This is a genomic window from Aquimarina sp. RZ0 (assembly GCF_008370685.1).
Lineage (GTDB): Bacteria > Bacteroidota > Bacteroidia > Flavobacteriales > Flavobacteriaceae > Aquimarina.
The window spans coordinates 44,470-60,556 of record NZ_VTZU01000008.1 but is presented as its reverse complement, the minus strand read 5'-3'; the positions used below and the strand labels follow the sequence as shown (position 1 = coordinate 60,556).

13 protein-coding genes are annotated in these 16,087 nt (G+C 32.4%); 3 read left to right on the top strand and 10 right to left on the bottom strand.

The features are described from left to right. Nucleotides 1-77 precede the first annotated feature (77 nt). The 8 genes from F0000_RS04990 to F0000_RS04960 form a co-directional block, all read right to left on the bottom strand. Nucleotides 78-431: a DUF3887 domain-containing protein gene (locus F0000_RS04990; RefSeq protein ID WP_149623609.1), complete on the bottom strand. Its 354-nt coding sequence runs from the start codon at nt 429-431 to the stop codon at nt 78-80. A 208-nt stretch (nt 432-639) separates the two neighbouring features. Further along, nucleotides 640-1,152, bottom strand: a complete 513-nt coding sequence (locus F0000_RS04985; protein ID WP_255452621.1) for a histidine phosphatase family protein — start codon at nt 1,150-1,152, stop codon at nt 640-642. After that, entirely contained in the window at nt 1,152-2,267 is a 1,116-nt protein-coding gene (locus F0000_RS04980; RefSeq protein ID WP_149623608.1) for an esterase-like activity of phytase family protein, read from the bottom strand. Before F0000_RS04980 ends, F0000_RS04985 begins: the two co-directional genes overlap by 1 nt. A gap of 322 nt (nt 2,268-2,589) precedes the next feature. Continuing rightward, nucleotides 2,590-3,861, bottom strand: a complete 1,272-nt coding sequence (locus tag F0000_RS04975) for a cellulase family glycosylhydrolase (protein ID WP_149623607.1) — start codon at nt 3,859-3,861, stop codon at nt 2,590-2,592. Between the two features lie 271 nt (nt 3,862-4,132). Further along, on the bottom strand, nt 4,133-6,064 hold the full coding sequence (locus F0000_RS04970; protein WP_149623606.1) for a cellulase family glycosylhydrolase: 1,932 nt from the start codon (nt 6,062-6,064) through the stop codon (nt 4,133-4,135). Between the two features lie 479 nt (nt 6,065-6,543). Next, entirely contained in the window at nt 6,544-6,669 is a 126-nt protein-coding gene (locus F0000_RS28215) for a hypothetical protein (RefSeq protein ID WP_255452620.1), read from the bottom strand. Nucleotides 6,670-6,726: 57 nt separating this feature from the next. Continuing rightward, nucleotides 6,727-7,212 carry a thioesterase family protein gene (locus F0000_RS04965; RefSeq protein ID WP_149623605.1) on the bottom strand — a complete coding sequence of 162 codons (486 nt, stop codon included), beginning with the start codon at nt 7,210-7,212 and terminating at the stop codon, nt 6,727-6,729. 47 nt (nt 7,213-7,259) lie between these two features. After that, entirely contained in the window at nt 7,260-7,856 is a 597-nt protein-coding gene (locus F0000_RS04960) for a TetR/AcrR family transcriptional regulator (protein WP_149623604.1), read from the bottom strand. Between the two features lie 373 nt (nt 7,857-8,229). Here F0000_RS04960 and F0000_RS04955 point away from each other — a divergent pair, with 373 nt between their 5' ends. Further along, the gene (locus F0000_RS04955) at nt 8,230-10,194 is read left to right on the top strand and encodes an endonuclease (RefSeq protein ID WP_149623603.1); all 1,965 of its coding nucleotides are present in this window, start codon (nt 8,230-8,232) and stop codon (nt 10,192-10,194) included. A 124-nt stretch (nt 10,195-10,318) separates the two neighbouring features. On the opposite strand, the gene clpB is transcribed toward F0000_RS04955, so the two are convergent. Continuing rightward, nucleotides 10,319-12,919 (bottom strand): ATP-dependent chaperone ClpB, encoded by a 2,601-nt coding sequence (gene clpB, locus F0000_RS04950; RefSeq protein WP_149623602.1) that lies wholly within the window; start codon nt 12,917-12,919, stop codon nt 10,319-10,321. 600 nt (nt 12,920-13,519) lie between these two features. Then, nucleotides 13,520-14,701 (bottom strand): LETM1-related biofilm-associated protein, encoded by a 1,182-nt coding sequence (locus tag F0000_RS04945; protein ID WP_149623601.1) that lies wholly within the window; start codon nt 14,699-14,701, stop codon nt 13,520-13,522. Nucleotides 14,702-15,348: 647 nt separating this feature from the next. Between F0000_RS04945 and F0000_RS04940 the strand changes: the two genes are divergently transcribed. Further along, nucleotides 15,349-15,576, top strand: coding sequence for a biotin/lipoyl-containing protein (locus F0000_RS04940; RefSeq protein WP_149623600.1), 228 nt, complete (start codon nt 15,349-15,351; stop codon nt 15,574-15,576). A 3-nt stretch (nt 15,577-15,579) separates the two neighbouring features. Beyond that, on the top strand, nt 15,580-16,059 hold the full coding sequence (locus F0000_RS04935) for a hypothetical protein (RefSeq protein ID WP_149623599.1): 480 nt from the start codon (nt 15,580-15,582) through the stop codon (nt 16,057-16,059). Nucleotides 16,060-16,087 lie beyond the last annotated feature (28 nt).

Here is a 16,087-nt window from a genome sequence, read left to right as displayed (position 1 = left end):
ACTGAATCAAATTATTTTTTAATTCAGACTAGAAATAAAAGAAATGATTTTAGCAGGTAATTATTTTAGAAAGGGTATTATGGCTCCTGAAACTGAATCGTATCAATTTTTCCATCAGTCGATAGCTTTAGCTCCATAACAAGGCTGATATTATCAAATTCTGCGGTATAACTATTAATTCCTTCTGCAGATTCTATGAAAGTTAGTTTTTTTAAGTTTCCGAATTGAGAGTGACACCCTTTTATAAATCGAGTCACTCCTTCTTTTGTCATTTCTTCTTGTAAATCAGAAGTGTACAAGTCAAATACAGCATCAATATTCTGACTGTTAAAATGCTCCTGAAAAGTCTTGGTAGTATTTTCATATACAGTAGCATCTTGAGCCATAAGATATTGTATACTAATGCTAAGTAAAAGTAGTAGGTATTTCATCTGTTTATATGTATTATTTTAGAGGTCAGATCAAAACTTAGATGATTAAAATAACCGTTCCCTTTTGTGTTTAAAGATTTTTTAAATCATCTTTAGTTTTATTGAACTCATAAAATTCAGAATATGCAAAATAATTATCTTTTTTGTAATTAAAAAGTAATCCTCTTAAAATTAGATAGTTTGATGTGGATTCTGTGAAGCAAAATGGCTAGTTGATCGTGAGAACTGTATCTGTAATAGTGTCTCCTACAATTTTTATAATAAAGAGCTTACCGTGCTCTTTTTCATCAATGCTGGTATATTTTTTTTGCTCTAAGATCTTATTTACAAATGCGGGGGTCGAATTACTATGACCTACGATAATCGAGGTTTTTCCTTTTGTTTTGGATCGAAATTCTTGATCATATAGATTTCTTGGATCATAAGAAGTAATCACAAGCTTCTTGCTTTTTGCAATAGGTGCAGCAGTCTGTTGTGTTCTTAGATAATCGGTGCTATAAACAAAATCAATCGTGGTGTCTGCAAATACCTTAGACCAGTTTTCTGCGCGATTTCTACCTGTTTCAGTAAGATTGGGGTTTCTGTTTGTGGGATCACCCAGTTCTTTTTCTGCATGCCGAATAAAAAAGTAAGTTGTCTCCTGATTGTCTGAAGTTTCTTGTGCAAATCCGGAAAAGGATAATGCACATATTACAAAAATAGCTCTAATGTATTTTATCATCACTGTTTTGTTTTAATTAATTCCAGTAATATAAGTTGATTTATCTGAACTGTGGCAGGATTAAAGTTATTATCTGCGACTAAGATCAGTGATTGATTTCCGTTAGCTAATATAGGGCCAAAAGTAATTCCTTCAATATTGTCAACAATCTGATCGGTTAATTGATTTCTAATAGATTCAAAATCAAAAAGTAATTGTTTGGTCGCTGATTGATACTTTTTGTCTTTTATAGATTCAAAATCTAGCGTATTTGTTACATCTTGCGCATTGGTTAGATAAATTCTCACGGTATTTCCTTGCGTTCCATAGCCTGCAGCATATCCGCGTTCCACAATTAGGAATTGATTTTTAGTAAGTTGAAGCATTGCCGTTACACCATTTACTCCGAATTTTTCTTTTGGATCTTTAGCAAGTTTATCAAGAGGATATGTAAATTGAAAATCTGCTTGATTCGTATTTATATCAAAATGAGTAATCCTTACCGGGGCTCCCGAATTATAAACCGTTGGCTCTTCTCCATCCAGTTCTAAAGGAAGTTCCATAGCCGCCCAATACCCTTTGTTACTTATATCATTTACTAATCCTTCGAATATTCCATTGTGTCTTGGTTTGTTGTTTGAATCAGAATTTATTAGGAAATAGGGGGGGAGTTTAAAATTATTAATAAAATTACCTCTTTTATCTGTAGTGAAGATAGCGGGCTCATAATTATGTTTGATAGAACCTTCACTAGCAAAAATTAACTGGTCGGTATTTAAGATTCGTATAGCTTCGAGATCTGCGATATTAGTATCAAAGAATTTATTTTTTTTATCTTTAATGCTGGTCAACTGGTCTATGGTTACCGATGTGAATTTATGTTTTTCTATGCTTATAGAGGCAGTATAAAATCTAGGCATTTTTGCATCATCAGAGATAATGTAATAAGTATCATTTTGCGTATTATATTCTATGCCAGATAATCCTCCGATCTTAGTGTCTTTAAAAATAGAATCATTGTATATTACGAATTCATCTAAGTATTGGATCTTAAAAGAGTCTTTGTGTATATTCTGAGAACTACTTTTACACGATATGCATAAAAATATAATGGATATGAGGATATTATTTTTCAAAAGTTTTTGTTTACTCGATGATCAATATGTAATACGATTTGTGATTAAAAAATTCGTATAAATTCATTGAATTATTTTTTCTTTATGCAAGGCAAAAAAATCAAGCATAGCTATAGCTACGGTTTATTTTTTAAACGAAGTAGAAAGGAAAAAGAAACGATGAATATGCGAAATTTTTAGTTATAAATCGTATAACTGGAGGCTTGCCTCGAAATCGAACTATTTTTTCTCCAATAAATGCCTCGCGAGCTTGCTCTGAGGTAGTTTACTAAAAGAGCACCTAAAATACTACTTTTTTAGGTGCTGTTGTATAAGTAAGATATTATTTCTTTATAATCTTAATAGCAGCTTTTGATTTATTGATATCTTGTACTTGTAAGATGTAGTTGCCTGTGCTTAAAGATGATAAGTTGATTTGTGGATTGTTTCTATCTATTTTTTTTGTGATAACAGAGCTTCCATTCATATTGTAGATTGTAATTTCTTCCAGATTTTTTGCTCCGCCAATGGTTACAATATCGACTACTGGATTTTGACTAATTGATAATTTATTTCCATCGATAGTAAAATCATCTACAGACAATGTTTCTGCTTGTGTAAGAATAATATCTCTTATAAACCCACCTGGTTGAGTAAGGCTATTGTTAAGCAAACCTTGTATACCTTCATTTGGTTTTATGATTGATGCGGATTCATCTTTATCACTTACAGACCAGTTCAAATGGCTAATCTTGTTTTCTGTCATCCAATTTACCCATTTTTGAGCTTCTGTCGGGTTATAACCTCCATTTCCGCTTGAGTGTACAGAACCCCATTCGGTAGCCATTAAAGCAATACCATCATTCATCGCCTGATCGGCTCTATCTCTAAGCCATTCTCTGTGAGAATCGGCATAAAAATGTAAGGTATAGGCTAAATTAGGATCTCCTGTTATAGGGCTTGCTGCGGCAAGATGTACATCTTGCGACCAGGTAGGAGTGCCGACGATGATAAGATTGTCAGGATCTTTACTTCTGATAGCAGCAATGACTGGTGCTGCATAATTCTTAACTGTCTCCCAGGTGGTTGTATTTAGTGGTTCATTATAGATTTCATAGATCACATGATCATTATCTCCATATGTTTCTGCCATTTCTGTAAAAAATGTGATAGCTTCTCGCTGATAATCTTCTGCGTGATGTGTATGAAAGTCTATAATTACGTAGATACCTTCACTGATAGCTGCGTCTACTACAGTTTTTACTTTATTTAACTCAGCTTGAGGATTAAATGCATATCCAAATCCGGCTTCTTCAACACCCATGGCTGCTCTTGTAATAGGAGTTTTCCAGTCTGTAGCCAAATGATTTACTACTTCAGCAGTATAAAATTTTCCACCTACATCCTGAAAACTACTCCAAAATAAGCTCATACCAGCAAGGCTTATTTTGTTTCCATTTTCTGCGGTTACATGGCTTCCGTTTACTTGTAATCTTCCAAATCTTTCTACAATAGATTGCGATGTTACATGTTGGTAACTAAATAATGTTACCAATGATAACATGGCAATTTTTGAAAATTGACTTTTTTTAAAAAATGTAAAATTTAGTTTCATAATTTAAATTTTTGAGTTGTGTAATAAAAATTGAAATTTTCCTCAATTTTAGAATTATGAATTAACGAAGTAATTTTCATTTTAGTACAAGTAATAATCAACTATTCGTTATGATGAACATTTAAACGTTAAAGAAACTTGGAGGTAGGAGTGACAGGAAGAATTTTCTTTCTGAGTTATGATGAAGTATAGTATTTCTAAAAAAAGAATCCTATCATTTTGAACAAATAGTTCAAAAGATAGGATTCTTTTACTAAATTATTTAGACATATTATTCTTTAATAAACTTATATGTTTGATTTTGATCATCAATAAATAGTTGTATCATGTATATCCCATTTTTTAGGTCAGAGGTGTTTACAGAACCATTATATTTAGATTCAGAAATTAATTTCTTACCAGTGATATCAAAAATACTGTACTTCACATCTGCATTTGTCGCTGTATTTATATACAAGTTGTTTGTAACCGGTACTGGAGAGATACTCACTCCTAATTCTGCATCAAATGTTGGTACACCTAAAACAGCATTATCGTATTCATTATCAGGAATAACGTAAAACGACTCAATATTCATAGAACCTGAAAAATTCTCTCCAATAGCTATTCTTATATTTTGCGAATTATCACCTAATTGCACATTACGAATCGTAACAATTTCATATTCATTAAGGCTTGTGCTTGTTGTATTCTCTCCACCAATAAACTCGAAACTGTCATCTAATAGTAATACAAAGTTATTTGCAGCACTAGAAGAAAGAACTATCTGAATAGCATAAGTATTATTTGGAAGAAAACCATTTGCATTTACAACTACAGACTCTCCTGGTTTAAATCCTGATAAAATACCTTCTCCATCAAAGTCACCAATTGATAAATCTGGAGATATAAAATCAATTCTTGAATTGGTACTAGCATCTAATTCTGTTGGTCTTTCTACTTCAAATTTGATCCCAAAACCATTTGGAACTAAAGCACTATCACCACCTCCTGGTCCATCTGTGATTACGGCTTCACAGGATCCAAAAGAGTTGTCTTCCCAATTTTCAATAATACATTTTACAAAATTTCCAGAGCTTGTCAAATCATTATTTAATAAACCATCAACGCCTCCATTTCCAGTGATAACCGAAGCACCTTCAAACTTATCAGAGATTGACCAGTTCGCGTGACTGATGTTGTTTTCTTTCATGAAATCCATCCATACCAATGTTTGATCTTGATCAACATCACCATCACCACTTGCTGCAACTGTACCCCATTCTGTAACAAATAAAGCAATGCCTTGATTCATTGCATCTGTAGCACTTTGAATTAATGCATCGTGCTCGGTTTGAGCTGCATAAAAGTGTAATGTATAGGCTAAATTTAAATCTGCTCCGTTTAAATTTAAGTCTGATTCTCTTATTTGATTAGCAGCTGCTGCTCCAACTCCCTGAGAAAAACCTGGAGTACCTACTACAATTAGATTGTCTGGGTCAATAGCTCTAATGGCATTTATAACATTTATTGCATAAGGCTTTATAATATTATCCCAAGTTTGAGTAAAATTTGTTGGGCTAAAAGTATTAGGATCTCCTGTAATTCTAAAATCGTTAGTGTTAATTGGTTCATTAAAAATTTCATATATTATATGATCATTATCGCCATATTCCTCAGCTATTTCTTCAAAAAATCTAATTGCTATATCTTCAAAGTGATGTGCAAAATGGGTATGGAAATCCACAATGACATAAATATCATTTGCTATAGCGGCATCGATAATTACTTTGGCTTTAGCTAATTCAAATTCATAATTATTAAAAAGACCACTTCCACTAGGATTAGGTACTAAGCCTTGTGGAAAATTAGTGTTAAAATTGGTGATGTTAACCAGATCAGCTTCTTCTACGGCTATAGCTGCTCTAACAACCTGAGAGCCCCAGTTTTGTGCTAAATGATCAACTACTTCTGATTTGTAAAATTTACCACCAACGGTTTCAAATCCACTCCAGAAAATACTATTTCCAGCTACACTATAGGCTTGTCCATTTTTATTTTCAATACGATTGCCATTTACTTTTAGAAGACCATTATCAGTTACTGTAGTATTTTGGGCAAAAGCGATAGTCGAAATAAAAATAGATAACACAAAGGCTATGTGTCTACCATATGAGATTAGCGTATTAATTAATAAAAAGTTTTGAGTAAAAATAATTTTCATGATTTATGTTTAAATTAAGTTAATAAAATAAAGATTTATTTATCGTTTAGTCTGATTTAGATTTGTGATTAACGAAGTGTTTTTGTGTTTAGTATGATTGTATTGGATTATTCGTTGATGTATTCATTTAAGTAGGTTAAAAACTGTAATAGATATGTATAAGAAAGAATTTTCTTTCAATTTTTCCTTATTTAATGAATTGTTAATAGTTTTGTAATTTAAATTGGAGAATTCCTTTACCTTTTTAGATAAGGAATGAATAAGAGATATTTAGAGGCAGTGTTAAACTACTTGTTATACATTAAAAATCTATTTTATCGGTGAACTATTTGAAATACTATGCTAAGCTATTTTTTTAAATTTTAGCACAGCATACATGCTATCCAGAAACTAAGAAAAAGCCAGTGCTTATTAGATCTCAAAGCTTCATAACGAAGTTCTACAGTATAAAGAGGAGTAAATTTTTTCGATAAATTTAGTTAATCGATGATACCTAGTTTCCAGACTACAATAGCCATAGAAAGGATTGCAATTATAAAAAAACCTATAAAAAAATATAAACTTCTCTTTTTGAGAGAGGAGTTAAAACCTCCAGAAGGTTTCATAACAGTTCGATTTTATTGATTGATGTGTTTTTATAAGACGGTATCTAGATGTAAATGTTACACTTTCTGCGGTTTAAATTGTAAAATTCTTTTAGTAAACGTTGTTGCTTCTAAAGGATTTAATACAGAATCAAACAATTCCATCAGTTCTGAAGTATGATTCCAACGTTTTTGTTTTAGTAAATTAAAATGTACAAAAGAACTCCACATCACTGCTTTTAATTCTGTTTTATCGTGATTCCACATACGTATCTCTACATGTAACTGGCTTTCAGAATAATCAAATAGCTGAGAATCAATATGTACTGTTTCCATTAACAGCGCTGGTTTTAGATATGCAATTTGGTTCGTTCCAACTACCCAACTGATTCCCTGAGTTTTTGCCATCTTAAATAGATCGAGATCATAATGATCAATAATCTGATCTTCACGGGCATTAATCATATAATTTATATATTCTGCATTGTTTAGGTGATTAAATGGATCGCAATGTTGAAATCTTATTTTGGCTTTGCTTTCTAAATTTTTTGGCAGTGTAGTCATAATTAAAATAGTTTTTATACCAATTGGTATATTTTGGTTTAAAAAAATTATCGTTTCAATTCTTTAAGTATCATTTCGTCAATAAGATCCATAGTTTGTAATAAATAATTTACATCATCCATCGTATGTGTCATAAAAATGGCTCCGGTAATCATTGTATATAATCTTTTGGCGTATATAAGAGAATCAACTTTTCCCCGTATTTCACCTGCTTCTTTTCCAGCATCAAGTAGTTTGGCAATATTTGTTTCAATCTTAGAGATAGTGTATTGTACATATTGAAATAATGGAGTGTTCTGATGCTTTGCATCAACCCCCATATTTAATATAGGGCATCCTCCAATTTCCTGGCTGTAATCGTAATATTTTCTGTAAAAATCTGTAATCAACAATAATTTCTCAATCGGCGAGCTGGTCAGAGATTGATGATCAGTTATACGTCTAAGCATCTTTTTAACTGTCATTGTAAAAGCTGCTATGGCTAATTCTTCTTTATTTTTGAAATTCCCATAAATGGCACCTTTCGTTAGGGCAGTAGCGGCAGTTATATCACTTAAACTTGTTGCGGCATACCCATTTTTATTAAATATAGGAGCAACGGTCTGAATTATAAACTCTTTAGTCTGTTCTGCCTTTGTGAGCATATGAATAAAAATTGTACCCAAATATATTCAAAATATACCAATCAGTATATTTTAAATTGGTTTTTAACATTGAAGTGGTTTGATTTTTTTTGATTCTGGCGAGAAATGGCTGTTTTTTGATCAATTGAACAATTTTTTGCACTTCATAGAAAAGACTATAGAAACCTGTTGTGCATTTAGACATTTTTGAGATAAATTTTTTATTGAATCTCCCTAATTGACGCTTTTTTAACATAATTGTTTCTAAACGCACAACAGTTTATAGAAATGTAGTAGTATGCTCAATTCAGGCTGGAAATGCTATTAATCTTAATAAAAATATAACGTAAGAAACAATAGATTATAGCTATCTTGTGATATCAATCGTATGCTGATGAAAGAGTTTTGTTTTTCCTTTGTTATAGTTATAATTAGTAACTTTTCTTACGGACAATTAGTAATTAATGAATTAGATTCCAGTACTCCCGGTATTGATGATCTGGAAATTATAGAAATCAAATCCGATACTCCTAATTTTTCTACAGATGGTTATGTTTTAGTGTTGTTTAATGGTTCTTCCAGTGGAAACGATGCAAGTTACTTTTCATTAGATCTAGATGGATATACTACAGATATGAATGGATTGCTTCTTATAGGTAGTTCCAAAGTTTCTCCTGTGCCAGATTGCATTCTTTTTGATAATACCATTCAGAATGGGGCTGATGCAATTGCTATTTACTTGGGAAATGAAATTGATTTTCCTGAATTTACACAGGCAACCACGGCCAATTTAATTGATGCATTAGTGTATGATACGGGTCAGAGTGATGATAGTAATCTATTAAACTTATTAGGGGAGACAGTACAGATTAACGAGGCTCAAAATGGAAATAGAGACACAGAATCCATACAGCGCAAAGATGATGGGACTTATGAGGTAAAAACACCAACTCCAGATGTTCTTAATGACGGAGGAGGGATACAAGATAATGGGATTTCATTTACCACGTTCCAGAATCAGTATGATGAAGGAGATACCATAGCTATTGTGTTTACCACAGAAACCAATGTGACTGATGATCTCATTTTTGATTTTTCTGTTACGAATGATGGTTTTACAACTGCAGATTATTCAGGGAGTATTTCTGTCATAATTCCTGGTGGAATGAATACTGCGACGAATACCATCCAGCTTATTGACGATACTGATGATGAGGGTGATGAGGTGATGAAAATTACCTTTGGAGTAATTCCCTCAGGTTTTAGGCGTCTTACTGATAATAAGGAAATCAGGATTGTAGATAATGATTTTACGATGGCTCTCTGGGGATCACCATTAGATCCTACTTTTGATATTGTTACTAATACTGCTCCTGTAAATTATTATGATTCACTAGAAGGTTTATCAGATGCTATTCTGGTTCAGGCGATACAGGATATTATTGCAGATCCAGCGACAGTAAGATCACAGACATATGCGGATGTTATTGATATTCTTAAAGCAGCAGATCAGAGTCCGTTGAACAGTAATAAAGTATGGTTGCTATATACAGAACAAGAGCGATCTAAATTAGATTTTCAGACTAGTGGAGGTAGCAGTACCGGTCGATGGAATAGAGAACATACGTATCCAAGATCAAGAGGAGGTTTTGATAGTATAGAAGCAGATGATTTTGCAGATGGAATAGATATATTTACCGCTACACGAGCAGATTCTCTAAGGCATGCAAATTCTGATGCTCACGGATTAAGAGCAGCAGATGGTCCAGAGAACAGCTCCAGAGGAAATCAGGATTATGGAGAATATTCTGGACCCCAAGGCACTTTGGGGAGCTGGAAAGGCGATGTAGCCAGAAGTGTTTTTTTTCTTGCAATACGATACAATGGAATAGCAGTAGTCGATGGGGACCTGCCTAATAGTACTATGGGACAATTAGGAGATTTAACCACTTTGTTGGACTGGCACAGAAATGACCCTCCAGATGATTTTGAAATGAACCGGAATAATATCATTTATTCCTGGCAGTTTAATCGCAATCCTTTTATTGATCAACCTGATCTTGTAGAATATATTTGGGGAGATAATATAGGTGAAATATGGTTTAATTCATTGTCTGTAACGAATAATGAACTTACAAAAATATCAATATTCCCTAATCCGACTAAAGAATTTTTATTTGTTGAAGGCATATCCAATAAAAGCACTATAGAAATTTTTGATATAGTAGGAAATAGCCTTTTATCGTTACATTTTGATCAAGATATACGTATTCCTGTAGAGAGTTTTGCGAAAGGAGTTTACATTGCAAAAATAGTTTCAGAGGGAAGAATAATACAAAAACGAATCATTATTCAATAGGTTTATAGATCTCCTTTTATGATATTTAGGTAAGGTAATTATTAAGGGCTATAAAAATATCAGGTAAACCGATTTGTGATCAATTCACCTGATGTTTTAGAGTATCTGTTTGTTTGTTAGTTGTTTAGGTTACTAAATCCGTTTGATTTCTGAATACCAGATTATTGTCAAACTCATCTAATAATATGATACTATCAGTGGATACATTTCCTGCTAAAATTTCCTTAGATAATGCATTGAGTACCTCTTTCTGAATGGTTCTTTTTACAGGTCTGGCTCCAAATTCTGGTTGATATCCTCGTTCGGCCAGAAAATCAATTGCTTCATTTGTAGCATCCAATGTGATATGTTGTTTTGATAACATTCTGGACACTTGTTTCAGCTGTAGCTTTACAATTTCATTGATATTGCCTCTTGTCAAAGGAGTAAATACGATAATATCATCAATTCTGTTTAGAAACTCTGGTCGAACAGATTGTTTTAATAGTCCCAGAACTTCTACTTTGGCACTTTCCATAGCTGCGTCTACATTATCGACTGCCTTGAATTTATCCTGAATGATATGTCCTCCCAGATTGCTGGTCATAATAATGATGGTATTTCTAAAATCAGCAACTCTCCCTTTATTATCTGTTAGTCTGCCTTCATCAAGTACTTGCAATAGAATATTAAAAGTATCAGGATGTGCTTTTTCGATTTCATCTAATAATACTACAGAATATGGTTTTCTTCTTACTGCTTCTGTCAATTGTCCTCCTTCATCATAGCCGATATAGCCAGGAGGCGCTCCTACTAATCTACTTACAGAATGACGCTCCTGGTATTCACTCATATCAATACGAGTCATTGCTGTTTCATCATCAAACAAATAATCAGCCAGTGCTTTTGCTAATTCTGTTTTACCAACACCAGTAGTACCCAGGAATAAAAAAGATCCTATAGGTTTTTTTTGGTCTTGCAATCCTGCTCGACTTCTACGAACAGCATCACTTACAGCCAGTATTGCTTCAGACTGCCCTACAACGCGCTTTTGTAATTCTTTTTCGAGAACTAATAATTTTTCGCGTTCACTTTGTAGCATTTTGGTAACCGGAATTCCAGTCCATTTGGCAACGACTTCTGCAATATCATCATTAGTCACTTCCTCTTTTATAAGAGAAGAAGCATTCTGCTGTTGATCTAGTTGTTCCTGTAGTGTTTCTAGCTGTTCTTGAACGTCTTTAATTTTTCCATAACGTAATTCAGCAACTTTTCCATACTCTCCATTACGCTCAGCACGCTCAGCTTCCTGTTTGTAGGTTTCTATACTAGTTTTAGCATTTTGTATTGCATCAACCACTTCTTTTTCACTTTGCCATTTTGCAAATATCTCATTACGTTCTTCTTTAAAATTAGCAAGATCAGCGTTTAATGATTTTAATTTGGTTTCATCATTTTCACGTTTAATTGCTTCAATTTCAATTTCTAGCTGCATGATTTTACGATCCAGAACGTCTAATTCTTCGGGTTTAGAGTTGATCTCCATCCTAAGCTTAGAAGCAGCCTCATCCATTAGATCAATGGCTTTGTCTGGTAAAAATCTATTAGTAATATATCGTTGAGATAGTTCTACAGCCGCAATTATTGCTTCATCTTTAATTCTAACTTTATGATGGGTTTCGTATTTTTCTTTGATACCTCTTAAGATTGAAATGGCACTTTCTGTATCAGGTTCGTCTACCATTACTTTCTGGAAACGTCTTTCGAGTGCTTTATCTTTCTCAAAGTATTTTTGATATTCATCCAGTGTTGTCGCGCCGATCGCCCGTAATTCTCCGCGAGCCAAAGCTGGTTTTAGTATATTAGCGGCATCCATAGCACCTTGCCCACCTCCAGCGCCTACAAGTGTATGTATCTCATCAATAAACAATACGATATTTCCATCACTGGATGTTACTTCTTTTACTACGGCCTTTAATCGTTCTTCAAATTCTCCCTTGAATTTTGCGCCTGCAATCAAAGCTCCCATATCTAATGAATAGATCTGTTTGTCTTTTAGGTTATCGGGTATATCTCCAGCAATGATACGATGCGCTAATCCTTCTGCGATGGCAGTTTTACCTACACCAGGTTCTCCAACTAGCATAGGGTTATTTTTAGTACGACGAGATAAAATTTGCAATATTCTACGAATTTCTTCGTCACGCCCGATTACCGGATCTAACTTTCCATTTTCTGCGAGTTCATTGAGGTTTTTAGCGTATTTGTTAAGAGATTGATAGGTGTCTTCTGCATTTTGAGAAGTAACGCGTTCTCCTTTTCTGATCTCAGTAATAGCTTCGGTTAAATGTTTTTGAGTAACTCCCTGATCCTTTAAGATCTGAGCTATTTTACTTTTAGATTTAAAAATAGCTAAAATCAGATGCTCAATAGAGACATATTCATCATTCATTTTTTTGGCAATAATACTAGCTTCATTTAGCGTGGTTCCTACATCTCGCGATAATTGCAATTCTCCACCACTTACTTTAGGAAAGCTATCCAACGTGCTGTCTAAAACTTGTTGAAGAAGTGAAATGTTAACATTTAGTTTTTTTAATAAGAACGGGAGTACACTTTCGTCTACAGTAAAGATTGCTTTAAAAATATGCTCATTTTCTATTTGCTGGTGACCAAAACTTTGTGCAAGTTCTTGTGCTTGTTGTATGGTCTCCTGAGATTTTATAGTAAAATTATTAAAATTCATTGTATTTGTTTTTTTAGTAAAACAGAAATCAACTATTAAAAATTAAGTATAGCGCTTATGGTAATTTTATAAGTATAGCATTTCATTAGGTTATATTTCGTTTGTGATAGAAGTTAATCAAACTATGTTCCTATAAAAATAACCGGTCAAATTGTCTTTTTTTCTATTTAAAAAACAGTCAAAATGACATTTCTTGTTCGTTATTACACGATTACAAACATTCCTGGAACGAATGTGTACTTGTATACGTTTTAATTCTGTAGATAAGTATTAATCGAACTCATCTTAAGTAATGCTTTGACCTTCAGAACTTTTATTTTGTTAATTTTTTTAAACATAGTTATACGATTTGTGATTAAAAAATTCGTATAAATTCATTGAATTATTTTTTCTTTATGCAAGGCAAAAAAATCAAGCATAGCTATAGCTACGGTTTATTTTTTAAACGAAGTAGAAAGGAAAAAGAAACGGTGAATATGCGAAATTTTTAGTTATAAATCGTATTAGAGCTAAACTGATAAGTTACTTCAATATAGCACAGAATTTCCAGATTTCAATACCAAATTTTCTAACAAGATGTTGATTTGTCAATAATCACTGTTACTTATTTTCATTAAAGGCTGAAGGAAGTAACTGAGGAATAAACTTTATCAATAAAGGTAAAAGTAAGCTTCCTCCAGGCAAAATAAATATAGCGAGAGAAGGAATTGTTTTGCATACATCCAGTAATTGCTGTTTTACCTGTTGTTTTTCTTCTTTAGATAAATCTCTTACAGTAGATTGCCCTAGTAATATCATAAGTTCTTTACTTTCTACTATTTCTTTTGTCAGTCTTTTCTTATTTCTAAGAATTAATATACTAACCGTTCTGGAAGTTTGCTTGTAAAAATGATGTGCCGGATTAGAATAATTAAAAAAAGAAATATCTTTTTTATGCTGTTTCACAAAAGATTGAACAGAGCTAAGGGATTCTTTGACCCATTCTCGAGGTAATGCAAGCTCTGCACCCAAAGCACGAATAAAATCCTGTTCACCAAGATCAATTTCCCGATCATTCCAGACGGCTAAACTGGTTAGATCCAGAATATATCTTTTTTCTAACTCATCCGTATAATTTTCCAGATGTATTTGATCAAAACTGGCATCCTCTTCAGTACTGACCTCGGTATACCTTACAGAAGATGCAAATAACTTGACCAATAGTTCGTCATAATTATCTTTCTCTAATTTAGAATTGAGTGCAAGAAAAACAGTATTGGTTATAGCTTCTTCTAAACTGGATGCATATTCAATGGGATTCTTATCGTGAATCAAAAAATGCTCAAAAGCGAGTACATCTATAAACAGGAGTGCATTGGTGAGTAAATGACTAAAATTCTTCTTAAAAATGGATTCATTTGTTTGTATCCGTGTATGTATTATTTTTTCCAGTTTTTCATTTTTGCTATTTGTTAAAGCGTTTACAAAAGAGAAAAAAGATTTTTTTGTATCTAGATATTCATAAAATTGTATAAGTGCATTGATACAATCTTTTTTGGTTCCGTTTTCAATGGTTTCGTAGTATGTGATTACCAAAGCAGAGAATAGGTTGATCTTAGTTCTTTCTTCTTCAGAATATAGAATTTCAGAATTAATGGGTACTAAAACACTAACCGAAGTACCATAAATAAACCCGGTTTTTCTAAGTTCTGGATATAGCGCATCCATTGATGAAAATCGTACTAGATTTTCATTCAGATTTCTTAAAAACTTATCTATCCAACCAGAAGTTGAAGGGTTCATTGAGTTATTGCATTTAGTACAAAGTTAAATTTATTTTAAATAAAAACACATTTGGAATATTAGTTTAAAGTTTTTTTGACTTCCTCAAAGAAGAAGTTCGTTTAGGATTGGTGTACGCAGGCTTTTTTTTTTCGACTAGTATGCAGGTTATACGATTTATAACTAAAAATTTCGCATATTCATCGTTTCTTTTTCCTTTCTACTTCGTTTAAAAAATAAACCGTAGCTATAGCTATGCTTGATTTTTTTGCCTTGCATAAAGAAAAAATAATTCAATGAATTTATACGAATTTTTTAATCACAAATCGTATTAGTCCTTAGTTTATAAGAAGATATATTTTGGTATGATAAAAATTTATTCATTGATAGTATGTATTTTAGTTGTTATAACTATGAAGTTTTGTAACTTTTTTTGATTCTAATCAAAAAGAACATTCTTTTAATGAGTTGTAAAAAGTAAACTACTTCTATTACAGATATCATATGATCAAATCATTTTGCCGTAATTTTTTTATGCCTGATAAAAAGCAACATAAGGTCATAAAAGAATTAAAAATCATGCCTGCTTTTAGAACTAATAAAGAAATTGTAAGTAAAAAAATACTCAAGAGAAGATTAATAGGTTACCTTTTGAGAAAGGTAAAATAATGTCTATTACACTTCCGGAATTTAGTGATCAGAAAAACTTCGGAGTCACTAGATGGTATTTTCAAGCGGGAGATTTAATTAAAGAAGGAGATATCATTTGTGAATTAGAAAATGATACAGTTACTATGGAACTTGAATGCGTAGCTGATGGAAGAATAATTTCGATTTACACAGCTAATAAGATCCTAAAAACAGGAGAAGAAGTATGTAAAGTAGAAACCACATAAATCATGAAAAATCAAATATTATTATTCATTTGTATAGCAATAATTTCTTGTAAGGAAGGTAAAAAACCAACATACGAAAATATAGAAATAGAACAAATAGGACCAGACCCTGTTGTTCATGAATCGTTAACAGAGGAACAGTTAGAAAAAATTAAAGAAATTTATAATGCTTTTAAAGAAGTATATCCGATATCGTTGCAAGAAACAATAAAAAATTTTAAAAGAGATCACCATCCTGATAAGGAGATTGAGCTATGGTCTGCTATGGTAACATCATATAAAAAAGCATCATCAAAAAATAAAGGAGAAGATCTATTAGAAAAACGTAAAGAAATCTTCAGGTTGATATTAATGAGGTCTGTCACATCAGAAGAAGACGTTTTAAAAAATCTGGATTTACAGACTATAACAAAAACTGAGGCAAAGGAAATTTTAGATAGTTATCAAATAGATAAAAAACCAATCAAGATAGAAACACATTAGCTTACTAATGTCGTCGTTGCCGGCTTTT

What these genes read in the sequence shown, in the direction of transcription:
- F0000_RS04990 (WP_149623609.1), bottom strand. Translation starts at nt 431, where the DNA reads ATGAAATACCTACTACTTTTACTTAGCATTAGTATACAATATCTTATG.
- F0000_RS04985 (WP_255452621.1), bottom strand. Translation starts at nt 1,152, where the DNA reads ATGATAAAATACATTAGAGCTATTTTTGTAATATGTGCATTATCCTTT.
- F0000_RS04975 (WP_149623607.1), bottom strand. Translation starts at nt 3,861, where the DNA reads ATGAAACTAAATTTTACATTTTTTAAAAAAAGTCAATTTTCAAAAATT.
- F0000_RS04970 (WP_149623606.1), bottom strand. Translation starts at nt 6,064, where the DNA reads ATGAAAATTATTTTTACTCAAAACTTTTTATTAATTAATACGCTAATC.
- F0000_RS28215 (WP_255452620.1), bottom strand. Translation starts at nt 6,669, where the DNA reads ATGAAACCTTCTGGAGGTTTTAACTCCTCTCTCAAAAAGAGAAGTTTA.
- F0000_RS04965 (WP_149623605.1), bottom strand. Translation starts at nt 7,212, where the DNA reads ATGACTACACTGCCAAAAAATTTAGAAAGCAAAGCCAAAATAAGATTT.
- F0000_RS04960 (WP_149623604.1), bottom strand. Translation starts at nt 7,856, where the DNA reads ATGCTCACAAAGGCAGAACAGACTAAAGAGTTTATAATTCAGACCGTT.
- F0000_RS04955 (WP_149623603.1), top strand. Translation starts at nt 8,230, where the DNA reads ATGAAAGAGTTTTGTTTTTCCTTTGTTATAGTTATAATTAGTAACTTT.
- clpB (WP_149623602.1), bottom strand. Translation starts at nt 12,919, where the DNA reads ATGAATTTTAATAATTTTACTATAAAATCTCAGGAGACCATACAACAA.
- F0000_RS04945 (WP_149623601.1), bottom strand. Translation starts at nt 14,701, where the DNA reads ATGAACCCTTCAACTTCTGGTTGGATAGATAAGTTTTTAAGAAATCTG.
- F0000_RS04940 (WP_149623600.1), top strand. Translation starts at nt 15,349, where the DNA reads ATGTCTATTACACTTCCGGAATTTAGTGATCAGAAAAACTTCGGAGTC.
- F0000_RS04935 (WP_149623599.1), top strand. Translation starts at nt 15,580, where the DNA reads ATGAAAAATCAAATATTATTATTCATTTGTATAGCAATAATTTCTTGT.